This is a genomic window from Castellaniella sp., assembly GCF_034674885.1.
Lineage (GTDB): Bacteria > Pseudomonadota > Gammaproteobacteria > Burkholderiales > Burkholderiaceae_B > Castellaniella.
Genome location: NZ_JAUCDS010000010.1, coordinates 1 through 23,271 on the forward strand (window position 1 = coordinate 1; position 23,271 = coordinate 23,271).

The 23,271-nt window shown below is 67.7% G+C and carries 17 protein-coding genes and 1 pseudogene; 12 read left to right on the plus strand and 6 right to left on the minus strand.

The window, feature by feature from the left end; genetic code table 11:
- The 3 genes and pseudogenes from VDP74_RS07550 to VDP74_RS07560 form a co-directional block, all read left to right on the plus strand.
- Positions 1-188, plus strand: a pseudogene (locus tag VDP74_RS07550) (dipeptide ABC transporter permease DppC); the annotation flags it as partial.
- 10 nt (positions 189-198) lie between these two features.
- Positions 199-1,194, plus strand: a complete 996-nt coding sequence (gene dppD / locus VDP74_RS07555) for a dipeptide ABC transporter ATP-binding protein (protein ID WP_322999020.1) — start codon at positions 199-201, stop codon at positions 1,192-1,194.
- Entirely contained in the window at positions 1,191-2,219 is a 1,029-nt protein-coding gene (locus tag VDP74_RS07560) for a peptide ABC transporter ATP-binding protein (RefSeq protein WP_322999021.1), read from the plus strand. Before dppD ends, VDP74_RS07560 begins: the two co-directional genes overlap by 4 nt.
- Positions 2,220-2,253: 34 nt before the next feature.
- Here VDP74_RS07560 and VDP74_RS07565 read toward each other — a convergent pair whose 3' ends face one another.
- A complete protein-coding gene (locus VDP74_RS07565) occupies positions 2,254-3,453 on the minus strand; it encodes an MFS transporter (RefSeq protein ID WP_322999022.1) in 1,200 nt (399 codons plus the stop codon).
- A gap of 88 nt (positions 3,454-3,541) precedes the next feature.
- Between VDP74_RS07565 and uvrA the strand changes: the two genes are divergently transcribed.
- Genes uvrA through VDP74_RS07580 form a run of 3 tightly spaced genes read left to right on the plus strand, consistent with a single transcriptional unit; the run spans position 3,542 to position 8,534 of the window.
- Positions 3,542-6,403 (plus strand): excinuclease ABC subunit UvrA, encoded by a 2,862-nt coding sequence (gene uvrA / locus VDP74_RS07570; protein WP_322999097.1) that lies wholly within the window; start codon positions 3,542-3,544, stop codon positions 6,401-6,403.
- Between the two features lie 33 nt (positions 6,404-6,436).
- Complete coding sequence (locus tag VDP74_RS07575; protein ID WP_322999023.1) at positions 6,437-7,120, plus strand: response regulator; 684 nt, start codon at positions 6,437-6,439, stop codon at positions 7,118-7,120.
- Entirely contained in the window at positions 7,107-8,534 is a 1,428-nt protein-coding gene (locus VDP74_RS07580; RefSeq protein WP_322999024.1) for a sensor histidine kinase, read from the plus strand. The genes VDP74_RS07575 and VDP74_RS07580 overlap by 14 nt, the downstream gene beginning before the upstream one ends.
- On the opposite strand, the gene VDP74_RS07585 is transcribed toward VDP74_RS07580, so the two are convergent.
- Positions 8,472-11,261 (minus strand): diguanylate cyclase, encoded by a 2,790-nt coding sequence (locus tag VDP74_RS07585; protein WP_322999025.1) that lies wholly within the window; start codon positions 11,259-11,261, stop codon positions 8,472-8,474. The genes VDP74_RS07580 and VDP74_RS07585 overlap by 63 nt on opposite strands.
- A 230-nt stretch (positions 11,262-11,491) precedes the next feature.
- Between VDP74_RS07585 and VDP74_RS07590 the strand changes: the two genes are divergently transcribed.
- The 3 genes from VDP74_RS07590 to VDP74_RS07600 are packed head-to-tail and all read left to right on the plus strand — an operon-like array spanning position 11,492 to position 14,470.
- Positions 11,492-12,472, plus strand: coding sequence for a tripartite tricarboxylate transporter substrate binding protein (locus VDP74_RS07590; RefSeq protein ID WP_322999026.1), 981 nt, complete (start codon positions 11,492-11,494; stop codon positions 12,470-12,472).
- Positions 12,473-12,491: 19 nt separating this feature from the next.
- Complete coding sequence (locus tag VDP74_RS07595; RefSeq protein WP_322999027.1) at positions 12,492-12,929, plus strand: tripartite tricarboxylate transporter TctB family protein; 438 nt, start codon at positions 12,492-12,494, stop codon at positions 12,927-12,929.
- A complete protein-coding gene (locus VDP74_RS07600; protein ID WP_322999028.1) occupies positions 12,926-14,470 on the plus strand; it encodes a tripartite tricarboxylate transporter permease in 1,545 nt (514 codons plus the stop codon). Before VDP74_RS07595 ends, VDP74_RS07600 begins: the two co-directional genes overlap by 4 nt.
- Positions 14,471-14,553: 83 nt before the next feature.
- On the opposite strand, the gene VDP74_RS07605 is transcribed toward VDP74_RS07600, so the two are convergent.
- From VDP74_RS07605 to VDP74_RS07620, 4 genes are all read right to left on the minus strand, one after another.
- Positions 14,554-16,029, minus strand: coding sequence for a CoA transferase (locus VDP74_RS07605; protein WP_322999029.1), 1,476 nt, complete (start codon positions 16,027-16,029; stop codon positions 14,554-14,556).
- 286 nt (positions 16,030-16,315) lie between these two features.
- The gene (locus VDP74_RS07610) at positions 16,316-17,443 is read right to left on the minus strand and encodes a deoxyguanosinetriphosphate triphosphohydrolase (protein WP_322999030.1); all 1,128 of its coding nucleotides are present in this window, start codon (positions 17,441-17,443) and stop codon (positions 16,316-16,318) included.
- A 2-nt stretch (positions 17,444-17,445) separates the two neighbouring features.
- Entirely contained in the window at positions 17,446-18,525 is a 1,080-nt protein-coding gene (gene aroB / locus VDP74_RS07615) for a 3-dehydroquinate synthase (RefSeq protein WP_322999031.1), read from the minus strand.
- A gap of 6 nt (positions 18,526-18,531) precedes the next feature.
- Positions 18,532-19,101: a shikimate kinase gene (locus tag VDP74_RS07620; RefSeq protein ID WP_416232954.1), complete on the minus strand. Its 570-nt coding sequence runs from the start codon at positions 19,099-19,101 to the stop codon at positions 18,532-18,534.
- Positions 19,102-19,283: 182 nt separating this feature from the next.
- Between VDP74_RS07620 and VDP74_RS07625 the strand changes: the two genes are divergently transcribed.
- Genes VDP74_RS07625 through lysA form a run of 3 tightly spaced genes read left to right on the plus strand, consistent with a single transcriptional unit; the run spans position 19,284 to position 23,178 of the window.
- Positions 19,284-21,725: a PBP1A family penicillin-binding protein gene (locus VDP74_RS07625; RefSeq protein ID WP_322999033.1), complete on the plus strand. Its 2,442-nt coding sequence runs from the start codon at positions 19,284-19,286 to the stop codon at positions 21,723-21,725.
- Positions 21,725-21,898, plus strand: a complete 174-nt coding sequence (locus tag VDP74_RS07630) for a lipoprotein (RefSeq protein WP_322999034.1) — start codon at positions 21,725-21,727, stop codon at positions 21,896-21,898. Before VDP74_RS07625 ends, VDP74_RS07630 begins: the two co-directional genes overlap by 1 nt.
- 8 nt (positions 21,899-21,906) lie before the next feature.
- Positions 21,907-23,178 (plus strand): diaminopimelate decarboxylase, encoded by a 1,272-nt coding sequence (gene lysA, locus VDP74_RS07635; protein ID WP_322999035.1) that lies wholly within the window; start codon positions 21,907-21,909, stop codon positions 23,176-23,178.
- Positions 23,179-23,271: the final 93 nt, after the last annotated feature.

Below are 23,271 nucleotides of genomic sequence, written 5' to 3' on the forward strand. Positions count from 1 at the left end.
TCCTGGGCATGGGCGCCCAGCCGCCGACCCCGGAATGGGGCACGATGCTGGCCAACGTGTTGCAGTTCGCCCAGAGCGCCTGGTGGGTCGTGACCTTTCCCGGCCTGGCCATCCTGCTGGCGGTGCTGGCGTTCAATCTGATGGGTGACGGGCTGCGCGACGCGCTGGACCCGCGCCTGAAAGTCTAGGGGACGGATCATGCTGGAAGTTCACAATCTGTCCGTGCATTTCGGCGACGCATCGGCGCCCTTCAAGGCCGTCGACCGCATCAGCTATCACGTCAATGCCGGCGAAGTCGTCGGCCTGGTGGGGGAATCGGGTTCGGGCAAATCGGTCAGTTCCCTGGCGCTGATGGGCCTGATCGATTTCCCGGGCCGCGTGCAGGCCGACGCCCTGCGGTTCGAGGGCCAGGACCTGCTGTCGCTGCCCGACAGGCAACGCCGCGCCATCGTCGGGTCGAAGGTCTCCATGATCTTCCAGGACCCGATGACCAGCCTGAACCCCTGCTACACGGTCGAATACCAGATCGCCGAGGCCCTGCGGGTCCACCAGGGCGGATCGCGGCACGTACTGCGAGCCCGCGTGCTGGAACTGCTGGAACAGGTCGGCATCCCCGACCCGGCATCGCGCCTGAAGGCCTACCCGCACCAGCTGTCGGGCGGCATGAGCCAGCGGGTGATGATCGCCATGGCGATCGCCTGCAACCCCCGCCTGCTGATCGCCGACGAACCGACCACAGCGCTGGACGTCACCATCCAGGCGCAGATCATGGACCTGCTGCTGTCGCTGCAGCGCCAGCAGGGCCTGGGGCTGGTGCTGATCACCCACGACCTGGCGCTGGTCGCCCAGGCCGCCGACCGCATCCTGGTGATGTACGCGGGACAGATCGTGGAATCGGGCCCGGCCGCCGAGATCTTCAAGCGCCCGCGCCACCCCTATACCCAGGCGCTGCTGCGGGCCCTGCCGGAATTTTCCAAGGACGCGGACCGGCTGGTCTCGCTGCCCGGCGTGGTGCCGGGGCGCTACGACCGCCCACAGGGCTGCCTGCTCAGCCCGCGCTGCCCCTACGCCACTGAACATTGCCGCGCCGTGGAACCTGAACTGAGCGGGCCGGAAGGCCGCCAGGTGAAATGCCACACGCCGCTGGACGACCAGGGCCTGCCGACGGTACGGCCCACCGAGATTTCCGCATGAACACACCCCCCCTATCGACTGCAGCCGCAGCCGGACGATCCCCTGCCAACGGCGACGACGTCGTCCTGCAGGCCATCGACCTGAAACGCCACTATCCGGTCGAGACCGGCTTCCTGAAACCGAAGCGGTCCGTCAAGGCGCTGGATGGCGTGTCCTTTTCACTGCATGCCGGCAAGACGCTGGCGGTCGTCGGCGAATCGGGCTGCGGCAAATCGACGCTGGCCCGGGTGCTGACCATGATCGAACCGCCCACCGCCGGGCAATTGCTGTATCGCGGCCAGGACGTGTCCCACACCAGCGCCGAACTGACCCGTCTGCGCCGCAAGAAGATCCAGATCATTTTCCAGAACCCCTATGCCTCGCTGAACCCGCGCAAGCGCATCAGCGCCATCCTGGAAGAACCGCTGCTGATCAACACCGACATGGATGCCGCCCAGCGCCGGGCGCGTGGCCAGTCCATGATGGAACGCGTCGGCCTGCGCCCGGAACACTACAGCCGCTATCCGCACATGTTCTCCGGCGGCCAGCGCCAGCGCATCGCCATCGCGCGCGGCCTGATGCTGGAACCGGAAATCCTGGTGGCCGACGAGGCCGTGTCGGCCCTGGACGTGTCCGTGCGGGCGCAGGTGCTGAACCTGATGAAGGACCTGCAGCACGACCTGGGCCTGTCCTACGTCTTCATTTCCCACGACCTGTCGGTGGTGGAACACCTGGCCGACGAGGTCATGGTGATGTACCTGGGCCGAGTGGTGGAACAAGGCGCCAAGGCGGCGATCTTCGGCCAGCCCCTGCATCCCTACACCCAGGCGCTGCTGTCGGCCACGCCTCGGCTGAATGCCGAAGGCCACGGCGAACGCATCCGCATTTCCGGCGAACTGCCCAGCCCGCTGAACCCGCCGCCCGGCTGTCCGTTCAGCAGCCGCTGCCCGCGCGTCATGCCGATCTGCCGCGAACGGATGCCCGACCTGAAGACGCAGGGTGGGCGGCTGGTGGCCTGCCATGCGGTGGAACAGGACCTGGGATGAGTCGGGGGCTTGGGCCGTGCGGGGCGCCCGGCGCCTAGCGCCCCGGCCGGATTTCCTTGAAGCCGCGCGCGGTGTACAGCCAGAGCACCGCCATCATGGCGCTGACCCAGAACACCATGGACGGCCCGCCGCTGCGCACCAGGATGCCGCCCAGCACGCCGCCGGCGAACACCCCCAGGGACTGCGCAGTGTTGTAGAAGCCCAGGGCCAGGCCTTTATAGGCAGGGGGCGCCACGCGCGACACCAGGGACGGCTGCAGGGCTTCCAGGATGTTGAAGCAGACGAAAAAGCCGATCAGGGCCGCCACCACCAGGGCGAAGGAGTCCATCAGCCAGGGCAACGCCCCCAGCACGACGGCCAGGCCCAGCACGGCCCATTCCAGGGCGGGCTTATGGGCCTTGCGGGTTTCGGTGTAGAACACCGCCGGCACCATCAGCACGAAGGACGCCAGGATCACCGGCAGGTACACCTGCCACAGGGTGGCGGAATCAAAGCCGCCCAGGCGGCCCAGCAGGCCGGGCGCCACCATGAACAGCGCCATCAGGATGAAATGCAGGCAGAACACGCCGAAATTCAGGCGCAGCAGGTCGCGGTGAGCCAGAACGTCGTGCGGCGTGGCCTGGATGATGTCGGCCTCGGATTTGGGGACGTCGGGCACGAAGAACATGGCGATCAGCAGGCAGACGAAACCCAGCAGGCTGATGGCCCAGAACAGCCCCGACAGGCCGAACTCGCCCACCAGCAGGGGGGACAGCACCAGCGACAGGGCGAAGGACACGCCGATGGACCCGCCCACCATGGCCATGGCGCGGGTGCGGACTTCTGGCCGGGTTGCATCCGCGATCCAGGCCGTGATGGCGGCCGACACCGCGCCCAGGCCCTGCACCACGCGCCCGACCGTGACCCAGTCCACGTCATTGGTCAGGGCGCAGATGATGCCGCCCACGACGAACAGCAGCATGCCGAACACGATGATGGGCCGCCGGCCGTAGCGATCGGACGCCATGCCCAGCGGAATCTGCATCACGGCCTGCGTCAGGCCGTAGGCCCCCAGCGCCAGCCCCACCCGCACCGGGTCGTCGCCGCCCACCAGGGTGCGGGCCGCCACGGCAAAAATCGGGGTCAGCAGGAACAGGCCCAGCATGCGGGCGGCGAACAGGGTGGCCAGCGCCACGCTGCTGCGCCGCTCGAGGGCGGTCAGCTTCAAGCCCGGGGAAGAGGAACGAGACGACATAATCAGGGCATACCGCAATAAGGATGAGGAAAGGCTGCGCGTTATAGTAGCAAGTTGGCCTTTGAAAAACCTGAACTCCCCTATCGGCATGGACGCCATCTGCATACGCGGTGCTCGCACGCACAATCTGAAGAACATTTCGGTCGACCTGCCGCGCCGTCAGCTGGTGGTCATCACCGGCCTGTCGGGCTCGGGCAAATCGTCGCTGGCCTTTGATACGTTATACGCCGAAGGCCAGAGGCGCTACGTCGAAAGCCTGTCGGCCTACGCGCGCCAGTTCCTGCAGATGATGGACAAGCCCGACGTGGACGTGATCACGGGCCTGTCGCCAGCCATCGCCATCGAGCAGAAGACCGCCGGCCACAACCCGCGTTCCACGGTCGGCACGATCACCGAAATCCACGACTACCTGCGCCTGCTGTACGCCCGCGTGGGCACGCCCTACTGCCCGGACCACGACCTGCCGCTGCGGGCGCAAAGCGTCAGCCAGATGGTGGACCAGGTGCTGACCCGCCCCGAAGGCAGCCGCCTGGCCATCCTGGCCCCGCTGGCCCGCCACCGCCAGGACGACCTGGCCGCCGAATGCCGGCGGCTGCAGGCCCTGGGTTTCGTGCGCGCCCGCATCGACGGCGTCATCCACCCCATCGACGGCAGCGCTCCGCTGCCCGCACCCGACGGCCCCTGGAACCTGGACGTGGTGGTCGACCGCCTGCGCGCGCGCGCCGACAGCCGCCAGCGGCTGGCCGAGAGCTTCGAGACGGCCCTGGACCTGGCCCAGGGCCGCGCGGGGGTGCTGGACCTGGATACACAGGAAGAATGGGCGTTTTCCGCTGCCTACGCCTGCCCGGTCTGCGCCCGGGGCATGGGCAATCTGGAACCGCGCCTGTTCAGCTTCAACAACCCGGTGGGCGCCTGTACCACCTGCAATGGCCTGGGCCAGGTGGATTCCTTCGACCCGTCCCGCGTGGTGGCCTTTCCGGAACTCAGCCTGGCGGCCGGCGCCATCCACGGCTGGGACCGGCGCAATGCCTTCAGCTACGCCATGATGGCCAGCCTTGCGCAGCACTATCACTTCAGCCTGGATGCGCCGTTCCAGGACCTGGATGCCGCCACTCGCGACCATATCCTGCACGGTTCGGGCACGGAGGAGATCGCCTTTCAGTACCTGGGCGAAGGCGGCATCCCGGCGATCCGCCGCCACGCCTTCGAGGGCGTGATCCCCAATCTGGAACGGCGCTGGCGCGAAACCCATTCCAACGCCGTGCGCGAGGAACTGAGCCGGCTGCGCCACACCACGAACTGCCCGGACTGCCACGGGGCGCGACTGTGCACCGAGGCCCGTCACGTGCTGATCGGATCGGATCCGGGCCCCGGCCAGCGGCGCGGCCGAGCCATTTTCGAACTCGAGGCCCTGTCGCTGGCCGACTGCCGGCGCTGGTTCCAGGACTCGGATCTGGGCGGCGCGCGGCGCGAAGTCGCCGAGCGCATCGTCCACGAGATCCGCGCCCGCCTGGATTTTCTGGACAACGTCGGCCTGGGCTATCTGTCGCTGGATCGCAGCGCCGACACGCTGTCGGGCGGCGAGGCCCAGCGCATCCGCCTGGCCAGCCAGATCGGATCGGGTCTGACGGGGGTGATGTACGTACTGGACGAACCATCCATCGGGCTGCACCAGCGCGACAATCGGCGCCTGATCGACACCTTGCAGCAGCTGCGCGACCTGGGCAACAGCGTGATCGTGGTGGAACACGACGAGGACATGATCCGCGCCGCCGATCACGTGCTGGACATGGGGCCGGGCGCCGGCGAACAGGGCGGCTATGTGGTCGCCCAGGGCACGCCGCAGGACATCGCCGCCCAGCCGCAGTCGCTGACCGGTCAGTACCTGGCAGGCACGCAGCGCATCGCCATCCCGCAGCGCCGTCCCGTCGCGCCCGATGATCCGGACCAGCACTGGCTGCGGGCGCTGGGCTGTCGCGGCCACAATCTGCAGGGCGTGGACCTGGCCATTCCGACCGGGCGCTTCACCTGCGTGACCGGGGTGTCGGGGTCGGGCAAATCGACGTTGATCAACGACACGCTGGTGGCGGCCATGAGCCAGCGCCTGCACCGCGCCCAGACCACACCGGCGCCCTTCGACCGCCTGGAAGGCCTGGAGCACTTCGACAAGATCATCAGCATCGACCAGAACCCCATCGGCCGCACACCGCGCAGCAACCCGGCCACCTACACGGGCCTGTTCACGCCGATCCGCGAGCTGTTCGCGGGCGTGCCCGAAGCCCGCCTGCGCGGCTACGACGCCGGACGCTTTTCCTTCAACGTCAAGGGCGGGCGCTGCGAGGCCTGCCAGGGCGACGGCATGGTGCGGGTGGAAATGCATTTCCTGCCCGACATGTATGTCCCCTGCGAGGTCTGCGAGGGGCTGCGCTACAACCGTGAAACCCTGGACATCCGCTACCGGGGCCACACCATCAGCGACATCCTGGACCTGACCGTGGCCCAGGCGCTGGACCTGTTCGCGGCCGTGCCCGTGGTGGCCCGCAAGCTGCAGACCCTGATGGACGTGGGCCTGTCCTACATCCGCCTGGGACAAAGCGCGACCACCTTGTCGGGCGGCGAGGCGCAGCGCATCAAACTGTCCCAGGAACTGTCGCGGCGCGGCTCGGACCGCACGCTGTATGTGCTGGACGAGCCCACCACCGGCCTGCATTTCCACGATATCTCGGTCCTGCTGGACGTGCTGCAGCAACTGGCGCAGGCCGGCAGCACGGTGCTGGTGATCGAACACAACCTGGACGTGATCAAGACCGCCGACTGGGTGGTGGACCTGGGGCCGGAAGGCGGCGCGGGGGGTGGACGGATCGTGGCCCAGGGCACGCCCGAAACCGTCGCCGCGACCCCCGGCAGCCACACGGGGGCCTGGCTGAAGCACGCGCTGGAATCTCGCTAGGCAAAGCCGCCGTCGCGCCCTATCATCGACATCATGCGCATCCTGCTGATCGAAGACGAATCGGAACTGGCCAACTGGCTGTCGCGCAGCCTGGCGCGGCACGGCGGCTTCATGGTCGATTGGGCCGACGATGCCGAACTGGCCGAGCGCCGCCTGGCAGTCGAGGAATTCGACGCCATCGTGCTGGATCTGGGCCTGCCGGGCATGAACGGCCACGAATTCCTGCGCCGCCTGCGCAGCCGCGACGACCGCTGTCCCGTGCTGGTGCTGACGGCGCGCGACGCCATGGCCGAGCGCATCGGATCCCTGCACGAAGGCGCCGACGATTTCATGCAGAAACCCTTCGCCATCGAGGAACTGGAAGCCCGGCTGAACGCCCTGATCCGCCGCAGCCGGGGCCGCGAACACCCGCGCTGGACCCTGGGCGATCTGGCGCTGGACATCGGCAGCCAGCGATTCCTGTTCCGGGATGCCCCCCTGGCCCTGTCGCCACGCGAATATGCGGCCCTGAAAGTCCTGATGCAAAAGGCCGGTGAACCCGTGACCAAGCAGCAGATTCTGGACCGCATCATCCCGGACGACACCAGCATCAACCTGGAAGCCATCGAAGTCCTGGTGCATCGGCTGCGCAAGAAACTGGGCGACACCGGGGTGCAGATCGTCACCCTGCGCGGCATGGGCTACTGTCTGGAACCCGTCCATCATGACAGAGGCTGACCGGTCGCCGCCCGGCAGGACGGCCGAACGCAGTTCGCGCAGCCTGCGGGCGCTGCTGCTGTGGATCCTGATCCCGGCCCAGGTGGCCGTGCTGAGCATCGCGCTGTGGTATTCCAGCCGCCAGCTGCACACGCAGATCGACCTGGCCTACGACCGTTCGCTGATCGGCGCCCTGCGGGCCATCGACCACAACATTTCCACGGCCAGTGGCGGCCTGGCGGTGGAACTGCCCTACCTGATGCTGGAATTCTTCGAGCTGACGTCCAACAACACGGTGTACTACCGCATCCTGACCGAGGACGGCCTGGCGGACATCGGCAACCAGGCGCTGCCCCTGCCCGACCAGCGCCTGCAGTCGGACGTGCCGGTGTTCTATGACCGCGACTACCTGGGCACGCCCATCCGTATCGCCGCGCTGGCGAGGCGCATGAACCCACCCCTGTACGGCCAGGAGAAAGGCCGCGTGATCGTCATGGTCGGCGAAGACCGCAGCGGCCGCGACAGCGTGATCCGCGACATGATGCTGCGCAGCATCGCCCGCGATGCGATCGAAGTGCTGGCGTCGTCCGGCCTGATCTTCCTGGGGGTGCTGATCGGGCTGCGGCCGCTGACGCGCCTGTACCGCAGGCTGAAGGACCGCAAGGCCGACGACCTGAGCCCCATCCTGGCCCCCGAACTGCCCCGCGAAGTCCAGCCGCTGGTGCGCGCCGTAAACCAGCACGTGGCCCGCCACGCCCGACAGGCCCGGCGACAGCGCCAGTTCCTGGACGACGCCTCGCACCAGCTGCGCACGCCGCTGGCCGTGCTGAACACCCAGCTGGACTATGCCCTGCGAGAATCCGACCCCGCCGAGGCCCGTACCGCCCTGCTGGCCATGCGCCTGGGCCTGACCCAGGCCCAGCGCACCGCCGCCCAGCTGCTGGCGCTGGCGCGCGCGCGCGAAGCCGATGAACACAGCGAGACCCTGCAGCCCGTGGCCCTGACGCCGCTGGCCCAGGACGTCATCCGCCAGCTCTATAGCCTGGCCCGGCAGAAGCAGCAGTCCATCGCCCTGGAGGGCGCGGAACTGGACGCGGTCGTGCCGGGCATCGAATGGCTGCTGCGCGAGGCCGTGGTCAACCTGATGGACAACGCCATCAAATACACCCCGGCGGGCGGCGCCATCATCCTGCGCATCCTGCGGACGCCCGATCAGACCATCCTGAGCGTCCAGGATACGGGCCCGGGCATGTCGGATGCCGATATCCGCAAGGCCGGCCGACGCTTCCGGCGCGGGCAGGCCGGCAAGCACAGCCACGGGGCCGGGCTGGGACTGGCCATCGTGCACACCATCATGCAACGCCACCAGGGGTCACTGGGCATCCGGTCCCCCGGGCAGGGTTGCGAGGTGTCCCTGGTCTTCCCCACGGTTTGAGTCCGGCCCGACCCACACAGCCGGGCCATGACAGGCCCGGCATTCGACCCGGTTGCGACCGGCCGCCTTGGCGCGATACAGGGCGCCGTCCGCCTGGCCGACCAGCCATTTGGCGGCTTGTTCACCACCGCCATCCTGGGTCGCCACCCCGATGCTGACCGTCACGCGGCCATCCAGTCCGTGCACATGGGGCAGGCCCAGCTGCGCGATGTGATCGCAGACCTGATGGGCCAGCCTGCAGGCGGCATCCTCGCCGGTTTCCGCCAGGATCACGGCGAATTCCTCGCCGCCGTAACGTGCCACCAGATCGCCGGGACGGCGAAAGGCCTGTCGCAGCACCTGCGCAACCTGCTGCAGGATGGCGTCCCCGGCCTGGTGCCCGTAGGCGTCGTTGTAGAGCTTGAACCAGTCCACGTCGATCATCAGCAGGCTGATGGGCAAACCACCGCGCCGCGCGCGCTGCCATTCCTGGGCCAGCACGTCGTCGAGATGGCGCCGGTTGGCCACCCCGGTCAAGCCATCCGTGACGGACAGTTCCGTCAGCTGCTGATTGACCAGCACCAGCGCCCGGGTGCGTTCGGCCACCTGCTGTTCCAGAGCCTGGTGATTGCTGCGCAGGCGGTCGGCCATGCTGCCCAACGCCCGCACCAGCATCACGACTTCCCGGACGGGGCTGCGGACCTGCGGCGGAGCCTGCCACTGGCCATCAGCCAGGCAGCGGGCCCAGCGCATCAGCGACTGCAGGGGCCGCGACAGCCACCAGGCCGCCAGCGATGCGGCCATCAGCCCCAGCACCCAAAAGCCCAGGATCAACAGCCCGATGCGCTGGATGGAGTGTTCCATCGGCACGGCATAACGGCTTTCCGGCAAGGCCAGCGCCAGGATCAGCACCGGCCCGTCGGGCAGCTGAATCGATTGCCAGTGGGCCTGGTAGCGCCGATCCCGCACGACGAGCCGCTGGTGGCCGAACGGCCGGCCGGTCGCCTTGATCAAGGCGCCCAGCTGCTGGATCATGGGCTGCCGACTGTCGACAGCCTGCATCTGCCGCGCCTGGCCGGCCCGCCGGGTGTAGACCGGTTCGCCATCGGATCTGGCCAGCAGGCGGCCGTCGGGCTCCATCAGGAACGACACGCCGCCCAGGCCGTCCATTTCAGCCGCCAGGAAGCGGCCGACCTGCGTCAGGGCGATGTCGGCGGTCAACACGCCCAGCAACTGCCGCCGGGCGTCGTACAGGGGTACGGCCATGCCCAGACCCATATCGTCGTAGCCGCCGTCTTGCGCCTGCACGTCGTACTGATAGGCCATATACCAGTGCAGGGCGCCGGCCTCGACGGCGGCCTTGAACCAGGGCCGCGCGCGGGGATCGAAATGGGCGTTGCCCGCCGGCAGGCGGGTGCTGCGGCGATTGGCGTCGTCCACCCGGAAGAGATGCAGGACACCACCGTCTTTCTGGCCGGCTTCCAGGATCTGCAGGCTTTGGCCGGGCTCGCGCGGCGGGCGGCTGGCCGCCAGATAATCGCCATCGACGGTGCCCACGGACAGGTACGTCAGCAAGGGCTGCTGGCGCAGCTGCAGCAGGAAGCTGCGCAGCAGGGGGCCTCGCGCATCCAGCGACAACAGGCCGTCCTGCAGCTGCCGGACATTGAAGGTGGCTGCGGCGCGGGGCACCTCGAAGAACGCCGCGACCTTGCCCCGCAACTGGCCGGCCAGTTCGTCCACCCGCTGCTGTTCCATGCGCTGCACGGTCTGGATGGACGCGGTGAAGACCAGCCAGCCGGCCAGCCCCACGATCAGCGGCAGGGGGATCAGCGTCGCCAGCAGCAGCAGGGTGCGCAGCGACATCATCCCGGCCTCCGGCCTGCGGCCCCGGGACCGATAGGCCCACACGCTGCTGCGATACAGGAACAGCAGCACGCCCGCCATGGTCAGGCCGCCGCCCACCCCCCGGATGAGCCAGAGCCGCGCCCCGTCGTACGCCAGATCCGGCCGGGGGACGGCGGCCAGCGTCCAGTCGCCGTCGGGCAGGGAAATCCGTTGCTGGGCGTGCGCCTGATCGAACAGGGCGGCATCGCCATACAGGACATAGGGGGCCTGATCCACCGCCGGGCGGCTACGGATGGCCAGGTCGAACAGGACATCGGGCCCCTGCAGGCCCACCTGCTGCAAGGTCCTGTCCAGATCGACCGTCAGGGCCGCCATGCCCCGGTAGCGGGGCGGGCTGTCTGCGGCGCTATCCAGAAAGAGCGGCGTGCGCACGATCAGGCCCGGTCGGCCGGTCTGCACCAGGCGCGCGCTGCCGTCGATGACCGGCACCCGCTGCTGGATCATCTGTTTGATCTTGGCCATGAATTCGGGATGCAGGCTGTAATCCATGCCGATCACGTTTTCATTGCCGGCGATGGGATAGACCTGGGTGATCTTCAGCCCATCGACATAGACGACGCTGCGGATATCGGCTCTTTGCCGCACCATCTGCGTGGCCAGCGCGGCAAAGGGCCGGGCTTCCTGCCCCGGTTCCACCGCATCCAGGGTCTCGGCCAACTGCTGATTCAAGGCCAGCAGGCCGTACAGATCATCGGACAGGCGGCGCGCATGCAGATCAAGCTGCTGGCGCACCTGCGTCATGACGGCGGCGTCATGGCGTGAACGATCCCAGGACTCCAGCCCCAGCGTGGCTCCCAGCCCTGCCAACACCAGCAACATCACGACGGACAGGATCCTGTTCAATCGATTTCTCTACTGAGGCAGCTTTGTATGAAAGTGTGTCACCAACCGCCCGGCCTGACCAGCCAAAAATAGCGGACATGACGGCGAATCGCAGATTTTTGCCTAGGGTTATCCCGAATTCGTGTTCTTTTGAAAGCATTCGGAAAGCCTGGGCTGCTTAAGGTGCGAAGGTACCTGGCCGATGCGGACACACGCACGCCAGGCCCTTCCATCATCAGGAGACTCCGATCATGACCCCTCGCTCCCTGTCGCTGCTGCTGGGCGGCGCCTTGCTGTCACTGGGCCTGGCCGCCTCGGCCGCCCCGACCAAACCCGAATGCATCGCCCCGGCCAATCCCGGCGGCGGCTTCGACCTGACCTGCCGCCTGGCCCAGGAAGGCCTGAAGGCCTCGGGCGCCCTGACCGACCCGATGCGCATCGTCTACATGCCCGGCGGCATCGGCGCCGTAGCCTACAACCACGTGATCGCGCAAAAGCCCGACGACCCCAATTCCATCGTGGCGTTTTCCGGCGGTTCGCTGCTGAACCTGGCACAGAAGAAATTCGGCCGCTACAACGTCAATGACGTGCGCTGGCTGGCTGCCGTCGGTTCGGACTACGGCGTGGCCGTGGTGCGCAACGATTCGCCCTACAAGAACCTGAAGGACCTGATGGCCGCCTTCAAGCAGGATCCCACCAAGATCGTGCTGGGCGCCGGCGGCACCGTGGGCAGCCAGGACTGGATGAAAGCCGCCCTGACCGCCCGCGCGGCCGGCGTGGACTACCGCAAAATGCGTTTCGTGGCCTTCGAAGGCGGCGGTGATGCCCTGACGGCCCTGCGCGGCGGCCACATTCAGGCCTACATGGGCGATGCGGCCGAGGCCTTCACCATGCTGGAAGGCGGCGCGCCGATCCGCGTGCTGGCCGTCTTCAACGACGAACGCCTGCCGGGCAAGCTCGCCTCCGTGCCCACGGCCCAGGAAGAAGGCTTCGACATCCAGTGGCCCATCATCCGCGGCTTCTACGTCGGCCCGAAGGTCTCGGACGCCGATTACCAGTGGTGGGTGGAAGCCTTCAACAAGACCCAGGCTGATCCGTCGTTTGCCGCCATCCGCGACAAACAGGGCCTGTTCCCCTTCAACAAGTCGGGCGCCGAACTGGACAAATACATCAAGGAACGCGTCGCCGACTACACCAAGCTGGCCAATGAATTTGGCCTGATTCGTCAATAAGCACCGACCGGACCTCGCCATGAGTGATCGCACCCTGGGCTTTTGCGCCCTGATCTTTGCCGGCCTGATGGCGTGGTTCGGCCACGACCTGCAGGCCCCCTTTTCCTACGAACCGGTGGGCCCGCGGGCATTCCCCATGCTGATCGCCCTGATCATCGCCCTGTGCGGTATCTGGCTGATGGTCAAGCACTGGCACGAGCACCGCAAGGGCGAGCCCATCGACTGGCCGCGCCTGCTGCTGATGGTGGTCTACATCTTCGGCTACGCGCTGCTGTTCGAATCCCTGGGCTTCATCATCGCCACCGCCGTCGTCACCGTGCTGATCGGCCGCCTGTTCGGCGGCGGCTGGGGCAAGATGATCATCGGCGGCGTCGTGATGGGCGTACTGTTCTTCCTGCTGTTTGACGTCGCGCTGGACGTCGTGCTGCCCATGGGCCCCCTGGAGTTCCTGTCATGAACGAAATCCTTAGCCATCTGAGCATCGGTTTCGATGTGGCGTTTTCCTGGATGAACCTGCTGGTCGCGGCCCTGGGCGCCTTCCTGGGCACCATGGTGGGCGTGCTGCCCGGGCTGGGGCCCATCAACGGCGTGGCCATGCTCATCCCCATCGCCTACGCCCTGAACCTGCCTCCGGAAACCGCGCTGATCCTGCTGGCGGCCGTGTATGTGGGCGCCGAATACGGCGGGCGCATCAGCGCCATCCTGATCAACGTGCCGGGCGAAGCCAGCGCCATCATGACCACGCTGGACGGCTATCCGCTGTCGCGCAAGGGCCTGTCCAACGTGGCCCTGTCGCTGTCGGGCTGGTCGGCGTTCTGCGGCTCGCTGGTGGCCACCATCGGCGTGATCATGCTGGCTCCCTTGCTGGCCCGCTGGGCGCTGGCCTTCGGCCCGGCCGAATACTTCGTGCTGATCGTCTTCGCCTTCTGCTGCCTGACCAGCCTGCTGGGCCGCCAGCCGGTCAAGGGCACGCTGTCGGCCATGCTGGGCCTGGCAATCGCCACGGTGGGCGTGGACGCCAATTCCGGGGTCTACCGCTACACCTTCGATTCCGTCCACCTGTTCGACGGCATCGACTTCGTGGTCGTGGTGATCGCTCTGTTCGCCATCGCCGAACTGCTGGAACTGCTGGAATCCGCCATTCGCGGCGAATCCCCCGAAGTCCCGCCCAACCAGCGCAAACTATTCAATCTGCAGGAACTGCTCTACACCAAATGGACGGTGCTGCGCAGTTCGATTCTGGGCTTTTTCATCGGCGTGCTGCCGGGCGCAGGCGCCAGCGTGGCATCGGCCGTGGCGTATTCGAACGAAAAGCGCTACCAGGAAGGCCGCGACCCCAACGCCTGCTTCGGCGAAGGCGACCTGCGCGGCGTGACCGCGCCGGAAGCCGCCTCGACCGCGTCGGCCGTGGGCTCCTTCGTGCCCATGCTGACCCTGGGCGTGCCCGGCTCCGGGACCACGGCCGTGATGATGGGCGCGCTGACCCTGTACAACATCACCCCCGGCCCGGTGCTGTTCGACACCAAGCCGGAACTGGTCTGGGGCCTGGTCGCCTCGCTGTTCATCGCCAACGTGCTGCTGTTCCTGATGAACATCCCCATGGTGCGGGTGTTCTCCAAGGTGCTGTCGCTGCCCAACTGGCTGCTGGTCCCCGGCATCCTGTGCATCAGCTACATCGGCGTCTACGCCATCAATGCCGGGACCTTCGACCTGACGATGGCGGCGTTCCTGGGCCTGATCGGCTATCTGCTGCGCAAGGGCGGCGTGCCCATGGCGCCCATGGTGCTGGGCGTGGTGCTGGGCGACATGATGGAACAGAACCTGCGCCGGGCGCTGTCGATCACCGACGGCGACCTGGGCATCCTGTGGAGCAGCCCGATCGCCATGGGGCTGTGGATCGTGTCCCTGGCCATCGTGATCATCCCGCCGATCCTGCGCCGCCGGTCCCGCAACAAGCTCTCGGCCACGGCTGCTGCCGCGTTGGAAGGCGAGGAATAATCAATTCCCAGGTGCTGCCCCTCTCGTGGGGCGGCACCCTTTTCGACACCCCCGCCGCACGCCGCCCTTTCCGGGCGGCGTTGCTATTCCCAGACCGGCGGGCTGCTGCGCAAGTCGCCCGACGGCCGGTCCCAGGCCCAATCGGCCGGCCCGACCCGGCAGGGCGCCCGCATGCGGCGCGCCGGCCCCCAGGCGGTGGCTTCGATGGCGGCAGCGTATGCATCCGGCGCCGCCGGTCCCAGGATCGGTTCGGACGGCCCGGAGGCCGCAGCGCCCAGGGCCTCGGCGCCCTGCGCCAGGAGGGCCGCCGTGCGGGCCAGCGACACGCGCCACGCGCTGCCGCAGCGCCGCTCGCGGCGCTGGATCAGGCCCTTCAACACGCACGCCGCCATCCAATAACCGGTGGCCTGGTCCAGCGCCTGCACCGGCAGCGGATCGGGCGCCCGGTCCGGGCTGCCCGGCCAGGCGATGCCCGCGCTCATCTGCACCAGGCTGTCGAAGCCCCGGCGCAGCCGCCAGGGCCCCGTCCAGCCCCAGGCATCCAGGCACACGTCCACCAGGCCGGGACGCATCTGCTGGCGAACATCGGCCCCCAGGCCCAATCGGTCGAGCGCATCGGGCCGGTAGCCGTGCACCAGCACATCGGCCTGCGCCAGCAGGCGTTCGAACTGCGCGCGCCCGGCAGGCTCATGCAGATCCAGCAGGGCACACCGCTTACCCACCGCGACTTCCGGCACCATGCCGGGCTCGTCCCAGTCAGCCGGGTCCAGCCGCAGCACCTGGGCGCCGTAGGCAGCGAGGAAGCGGGTAGCTGCCGGGCCGGCCAGCACCCGGGTCAGGTCCAGCACCCGCAGGCCGGCCAACGGGCGGGCAGGATCGACGGGATGATCGCTGTCTTCACCCGCCGGGCCTGCGGCGCCGCTGCCTGGAGACGTCCAGGCGCGGGCTCCGTCGGCGCTGCGGCCTGCACGGTGAATGCCCGCGCAGGACAGGCCGTCCCCCCGATGCAGCAGCGGTTCGGCCGCCACGGCCTCGCCCTGTGGATGCTGCCGCCATTGCGCCGGCGTGCGCAGGGCGGCGGCGCACGCCGCCTGATCCACCAGCGCGTCTTCCAGCGCCCCGGCCGACCAGGCCTGCACCCGCGCCTGAACGGCTTCGCGGGTGGCATCGGCGGGCAGATCCATCACCCGCAAGGCGCGTTGCCGGTGATGGGCGGCATTGGCGTGGATGCGGATCCAGCCGTCGCGGGCGGCGTAGTCGCCGGTGACGGCATCGCGCACCTTGGGCACCACCCAGCCCAGCGGCTGCAGGCTGGTGCCGAACCACCAGGACGCCAGGGGCCGGTCCAGCTGCACGAGCGGCGGATGATCGGGATCGACCCAGCGGGCCAGCAGCATGGCCGCCGCGCCGATGCTGGCGCAGGCCAGGTCGGTGACGGGATAGCGCGCGGCCCAGGCGCCCCTGCCCTCGATGCGGATGCGGCCGGCGGCCCAGGGTTCGTCCAGCGCAGTCAGGAAGGCGTGGAGGAAGAAGTGAGGGGCGGAATTACCGGGGTTCATGGAGGCACCTCCTGGTTACCGGGCGTTGCAGGGGTCTGTCTCTTGCCCAGATCCCTCCACCTCGCGGCCTGCATGCCGCTCGGATTCATCAGGCACGCAGCAGTCCGCAGGGACTGCTGCGTGTCCAGCCTCATCCACCTCGCCGCTTGCAGGCGGCTCGGATTAATCAGGCGCGGGGCAGTCCGCAGGGGACTGCTATATGTCCGGCCTCATCCACCTCGCCGCTTGCAGGCGGCTCGGATTAATCAGGCACACAGCAGTCCGCAGGGACTGCTGCGTGTCCAGATTAATCCATGCGGAAGATTGCGTGGTGCTCGCGGATGGCGTAGCGGTCGGTCATGCCTGCGATGTAGTCGGCGATGGCGCGCGCCTGCCCGACGGGATCGTCGCGCCGGTATTCATCGGCCAGCAGGCGGGGATCGTCCAGGAAGGCGCAGAACAGGTCCCGCACGATGCGCCGCGCCTTGTGCGTCATGCGCATGACCTGGGCATGACGGTACAGATTGTTCAGCAGGAACTGCTTCAGGGCATCGGCCTGGGCCCGCAGCGCCTCGGAAAATGCCGCCAGCGGCGGCCCCGCCCGCACGGCTTCGACGCTGTCGGGCCGCAGCCGTGCGATGTTGTCGGCCGTGGTCTGCGTCAGGTCCAGCACCAGCGTGTTGATCATGGCGCGGATGATCTCGGACACTACGCGCTTGGCGTCCACGTCGGGATAGCGACGGCGCACCTGCTCGTGGTGCGCGGCGAAGATGTCCAGATCCAGCAGCTGCGGCACGGTGATCAGGCCCGAACGCAGGCCGTCGTCGATATCGTGATTGTTGTAGGCGATTTCGTCGGCCAGGTTGGTCAGCTGGGCTTCCAGGGACGGCTGGCTGCCGTCCAGGAATCGGGCCGCCACCGGCCCCAGCTGGCGGGCATGCCGGCGCGAGCAGTGCTTCAGGATGCCTTCGCGGGTCTCGAAACACAGGTTCAGGCCGTTGAAGGCCGCGTATCGTTCCTCGAGTTCGTCCACCACCCGCAGGCTTTGCAGGTTGTGCTCAAAACCGCCGGCCGCCGGCGCGAGTTCGCGCAGACAGGCGTTCAGTTCGTCCTGGCCCGCATGGCCAAACGGCGTGTGCCCCAGATCGTGCGCCAGGGCAATGGCCTCGATCAGGTCTTCCTGCACGCCCAGGTTGCGCGCCAACGTGCGGGCGATCTGCGCGACCTCGATGCTGTGGGTCAGGCGGGTACGAAACAGGTCGCCTTCGTGATTCAGGAAGACCTGGGTCTTGTATTCCAGGCGCCGGAAGGCGGAGCAATGCACGATGCGGTCGCGATCGCGCTGAAAATCGCTGCGCCCCTGGGGCGTGGGTTCCGGGTGCAGGCGCCCGCGCGTGGCTTCCGGATGGCAGGCATACGGGGCCAGGGTCGCCATGATCAGGCCCTCGCCCCGGCGGGCAGCACGGGGCGGACCCGATCGTCGTCCACGGCCTGTACGCTGGCGCGGCCCAGTTCCGGCAGCAGCACGTAGCGGATGTGCCGCCCTTCGGTTTTCTTGTCTACCCGCATCAGGTCCAGCCAGCGGTCCGGCCCCAGATCGGGCGCCTGGACGGGGCAGCCGATCGCCTGGACCAGGGCGCGGATACGGTCCACTGCCGCTCGGTCCAGGCCACAGACCCGGGCGGAGAGTTCCGCTGCCAGCACCATGCCGCAGCCCACGGCCTCGCCGTGCAGCCAATTGCCATAGCCCAGCCCGGACTCGATGGCATGTCCGAAGGTATGGCCGAAGTTCAGGATGGCCCGCAGGCCGGATTCTCGTTCGTCCTGAGACACGACCCAGGCCTTCAGTTCGCAGGCGCGACGCACTGCGTACTGGATGGCGTCGTCGTCCAGGTCCCGCAAGGCCTGCACATGGGTTTCGCACCAGTCGAAGAACGGTGCATCGGCGATCATGCCGTATTTGATCAGTTCGGCCAGGCCGGCGGAAATCTCGCGGGCGGGCAGCGTGGCCAGCACCCGGGTGTCGATCTCGACGGCCTGAGGCTGGTAGAAGGCGCCGATCATGTTCTTGCCCAGCGGGTGATTGATGGCGGTCTTGCCCCCGACCGACGAATCGACCTGCGCCAGCAGCGTGGTCGGCACCTGGATGAAGCGCACGCCACGCATGTAGCAGGCGGCGGCAAAACCGCACATGTCGCCCACCACGCCGCCGCCCAGGGCGACCAGCACGGCCTTGCGGTCCAGCCCTGCGCCCAGCAGCGCATCGAAAATCCGGTTCAGCGATTCCCAGGTCTTGAATTGCTCGCCATCGGGCAGTTCAACCCAGCACAGCGGGGCGTCGGTGCCGGCCAGCGCAGCGCGCACCCGATCGCCATACAGACCAGCCACCGTGGTGTTGGTGACGACGGCCAGCGCTGTGGCATCGGCCGGCAGACTGGCGGCCAGGGCATCCAGCCGACCGGGCCCGATGTGGATGGGATAGTGCCCGCCAGGGGTTGCGACTTGAACGGTATGCATGGGGTCCTAATGGGGAAGATGGGCCGGCAGCAGGGGCAGCAGGCTGCGCACGACATGGGCGACAGGCTGGTCCGCCGTGTCCTGGCGGATGTTGGCCACGCTGTCATACAGGGGTTCGCGCTGGGCCAGCAGGTCGGCGATGCGCTGACGGGGATTGTCGGTGCGCAGCAAGGGCCGATTGCGGTCCCGCGCCACGCGCCGATACAGTTCATCCACGCTGGCGCACAGATAGACCACGCAGCCGCGCTCGCTGAGCATGCGGCGGTTTTCCTCGGCCAGCACGGCGCCGCCGCCAGTGGCCAGCACCAGCCCCGGCACCTGGGTGTATTCATCCAGCAGGGCGGTTTCACGCCGGCGGAAACCGGCCTCGCCCTCGATGTCGAAGATAGTGGCCACCCGCACCCCGCAACGGGCCTCGATGGCATGGTCCAGATCGACGAATTCCCGGCCCAGAGCGGCAGCCAGCTGGCGACCGATGGTCGTCTTGCCCACCCCCATCATGCCGACCAGGAAGATCGGCGCAGCGGCGTCCCGTTCTGGGCATGAGGCAATGGCGGCGGTGGGGACTGATTCCATCGACATGTGGGTGCGGTGCAAGGTTGGTTTGCGTGTATTATCGCATTGGCTGATTGGCCACACCGGCCCCCTGTCAACGACGCCCCGGCAGCCGCTTCATGGCGCGCATTCGCAGCATCCAGTTACATAGACTCCGCCTCTGATCTCTGGTCTGCCCGCGCCAGGCCTTACAATCGCCTCTGATGAGAACCACCAAAACTCCCACCAAGCCCAAGGCGCCTGCCCGTTCCTGGCTCACGCGCCTGGTCGTGAAGGCGCTCGTCCTGTGCGCCGGCCTGGGCGTCTGCGCAGCCCTGCTGCTTTCTCTGGCGCTGGCGTTGGCGTGGCCCAACCTGCCCGATCTGCACGCCATGACCGATTACCGGCCACGCGTGCCGCTGCGCATCTACACCGCTGACAATGTGCTGATCGGCGAATTCGGCGAGGAACGCCGCAACGTGATGCGTTTCGACGAAATCCCGGACATCATGAAGTCCGCGATTCTGGCCGCCGAAGACGACCGTTTCTACCAGCACGGCGGCATCGACTGGACTGGCGTGCTGCGCGCGGCCATCGCCAACATGGTGCACATGTCCAAGACCCAGGGCGCCAGCACCATCACCATGCAGGTCGCGCGCAACTTCTATCTATCGTCCGAAAAGACCTACACGCGCAAATTCTACGAACTGCTGCTGACCTTCAAGATCGAGGCCACCCTGACCAAGGATCAGATCCTCGATCTCTACATGAACCAGATCTTCCTGGGCCACCGGGCCTACGGCTTCGCCGCCGCCAGCCGCACCTACTTCGGCAAGCCGCTGTCCGAGATCACCCCGGCCGAGGCCGCCATGCTGGCCGGCATCCCCAAGGCCCCGTCGCGCTTCAACCCGATCGCGAACTTCGACCGCGCGAAGTCCCGGCAGGCCTACGTCCTGGGCCGCATGCACAGCCTGGGCTACCTGAACGACGCCGAATACCAGAAGGCCAAAGACCAGCCCATCGTCATCCGATCGGCCGCCGGCACGCCCACCGGGCGCTACGCCGTGCACGGCGAATACCCCGCCGAACTGGCCCGCCAGCTGCTGTACGGCGTCTACCAGGACGACATCTACTCGCGCGGCTTCAACATCTACACCACCATCGACTCCAAGGACCAGGAAGCCGCCTACGAATCGCTGCGCGCCGGGGTGCTGGACTACACGCGCCGCGCACCCTACCCCGGGCCCGAGGAAACCATCGACCTGCCCGCCGGCATCGAGAGCCAGCCCGAGGCCTTCAACGACATCCTGGACACTGTCCAGGAAAAATACCCGGACAACGGCGACCTGCTGACCGGCATCGTGCTGTCGGCCAGTCCGACCGAGGTCAAGGTCGCCCGCAGCCCCACCGACATCGTCACCATTTCCGACAAGCGCGCCCTGCGGGTCGTGGCGCGCGGCCTGGTGGCCAATGCCAAGGCCGCCGTGCGCATCCAGCGCGGCTCCGTGGTGTATATCCACCAGCAGGACGACTACTGGGAACTGCTGAACAAGCCCAGCATCCAGGCGGCCCTGGTGTCGCTGCGCGCCCAGGACGGCGGCGTCGTCGCCATGGTGGGCGGGTTCGACTTCGAGGAAGGCAAGTTCAACCGGGTGACACAGGCCTGGCGCCAGCCGGGCTCTTCGTTCAAGCCCTTCATCTACGCATCGGCCCTGGAGCGCGGCCTGACGCCGGCCACGCAGATTTCCGACGAACCCTTTTCCCTGACGGCCGAACAGACAGGCTCCAAGGCCTGGAACCCGAAAAACTACGGCCGATCCTACGAACCCATGCTGACCATGCGCCAGGGTTTGTACAAATCCAAGAACATGGTGTCCATTCGCATCATGCAGGCCGTCGGCCCGCAGTACGTGCAGGACTACATCACGCGATTCGGCTTCGACCGGTCCCGCCAGCCGGCCGTGCTGCCGCTGGCCCTGGGGGCCGGCAGCGTCACCCCCCTGCAGCTGGCCGGCGGCTACGCCGTATTCGCCAACGGCGGCTACCGCGTGCCGCCCTACCTGATCGATCACGTGACCGACAGCAGCGGCAAGGTCATCATGCGCGCCCGGCCGACCATCGCCGGCGACACGCTGGCCCGGGTGATCGACCCGCGCACCGCCTATGTCATGGACGACATGCTGCGCGGCGTGGCCACCGTGGGCACAGGCGCCCGCGCACACCGCGAATTGAAACGCAACGACATCGGCGGCAAGACCGGCACCACAAACGACTCCCAGGACGCCTGGTTCGCGGGCTTCACGCCAAAACTGGTGGCCGTGGCCTGGATGGGCTTCGACCAGCCCAAATCCATGGGCCAGGGGGAAACCGGGGGCGGCGCCGCGCTGCCGATCTGGGTAGGCTACATGCGCACGGCGCTGGCCGGCCAGCCGGAAATCCCGCCCGGCCCCATGCCCAGCGGCCTGGCCCGCACCGACGGCGACTTCTATTTCTCCGAATTTCCGCCCGGCACCGCCATCGCGCGCGTCGGCCTGCCCGCTCCGGGCGACTCCGACCCCGGCGCCCCGGCGTCCGGCCAGGACGGGATCGGCGCCTTGCTCGACCAGCTGCACGGGCGAAACGACAACGAGGCCGCCGTCCCTCAACCCGTGCGCGTCCCCTTCTGATGATGACCCGAACTCATAACCGTTTTTCCACGAGCCTGGCGGGCGTCTGCCTGGCGCTGCTGTTGGCCGGCTGCGGCATGAAGGGCCCGCTCAAGCCGGCCACGCCGCCTCCGCCCGCCGACGCAGCCCTGGCGGCACCTCCCTCCATCGCCCCCGCCACCACCAAGCCCTGACCGAGCCCATGACCGCTGCCCCTCATTTCCCGATCCGGGACGGTATCCTGCACGCCGAAAACCTGCCGCTGACCGATCTTGCCGACCGCTACGGCAGCCCGCTCTACGTCTATTCCCGCGCCGCGCTGCACGAGGCCTGGCACCGCTACGAGACGGCCATTGCCGGGCGCGACGCGCTGATCTGCTACGGCGTCAAGGCCAATTCCAATCTGGCAGTGCTGCACGAATTCCGGCAACTGGGGTCCGGTTTCGACATCGTCTCGGGCGGCGAGCTGGCCCGCGTGCTGGCGGCGGGCGCCGCCCCCAACCGCATCGTGTTTTCCGGGGTGGGCAAGCAGGGCTGGGAAATCCGCAAAGCGCTGTCCGCCGGCATCAAGTGCTTCAACGTCGAATCGGCCGCCGAACTCGAGCGCCTGGCCGACATCGCCCAGGAAATGGGCGTGCGCGCCCCGGTGTCGCTGCGCGTGAACCCGGACGTGGACGCCAAGACCCACCCCTACATCTCTACCGGCCTGAAAGAAAACAAGTTCGGCATCGACATCCTGAAGGCACCTGCCCTGTACCGCCAGGCCCGGCAGATGCAAGGGCTGGAGATCGTCGGCGTGGATTGCCACATCGGCTCGCAGATCACAGAGATCAGTCCATATCTGGACGCCCTGGACAAGCTGCTGGCCCTGATCGACATCCTGGCCGCTGAAGGCATCACATTGCGCCACCTGGACCTGGGCGGTGGCCTGGGCATCCGCTACACCGACGAAACCCCGCCACACCCGGCCGAACTGCTCGACCCGGTATTCGCTGCCCTGCAGGCGCGCGGCCTGGATCATCTGCAGGTCATCCTGGAACCTGGCCGGTCCCTGGTGGGCAACGCCGGGGTGCTGCTGACGCGCGTGGAATACCTGAAGCACGGCGACGTGCGCAATTTCGCCATCGTGGATGCCGCCATGAACGACCTGATGCGGCCGGCGCTGTACGAGGCCTGGCACGACGTCGTTCCGGTGCAGCCGCGCAGCGGCACCCGCACCGATACCTACGACGTCGTCGGCCCGATCTGCGAGAGCGGCGACTGGCTGGCCAGGGGGCGCAAGCTGCCCCTGGAACAAGGCGACCTGCTGGCCATCCTGTCGGCCGGCGCCTACGGGTTTTCCATGTCGAGCCAATACAACACCCGCCCCCGGGCTGCCGAGGTGCTGGTCGACGGTTCGCAGCACTGGCTGATCCGCCCGCGCGAATCGATAGAAGACCTCTACGCTCACGAACGCATCCCGCCGCGCAACTGATCGGCGGACCACGGGTCGGGTTAAAGTCCGCAGGCGCTTTGTCGTAAACCGTATATCGCTGTAACCTACCGGGAAACTGACACACTTGCGGTT